General features: G+C 67.1%; 1 protein-coding gene. It reads left to right on the top strand.

Features of this window, described 5'->3' with window-relative positions; translation table 11 throughout:
- The coding region (locus AADR41_RS43145) for an electron transfer flavoprotein subunit beta/FixA family protein (protein WP_446751217.1) at window positions 1-255 on the top strand (255 nt) is incomplete at both ends.

Genomic DNA, 255 nt, shown 5'->3' on the forward strand with positions numbered 1-255 from the left:
CGTTGCTGGCGGAGCGTCTGGGTGTGCCGCAGGTGACGTTGCTGTCCGAGGTGTCGGTCGGGGACGGGGTGGTGCGGGGCCGTCGTGACGGTGACAGTGCTTCGGAGCAGCTGGAGGCTTCGTTGCCTGCGGTGGTGTCGGTGACGGACCAGTCGGGTGAGGCGCGGTATCCGTCGTTCAAGGGGATCATGGCGGCGAAGAAGAAGCCGGTCGTGTCGTGGGATCTGGACGATCTGGGGATCGGGTCGGACGAGG

The sequence above is a fragment of the Streptomyces sp. CLV115 genome, assembly GCF_038448545.1.
Lineage (GTDB): Bacteria > Actinomycetota > Actinomycetes > Streptomycetales > Streptomycetaceae > Streptomyces > Streptomyces sanglieri.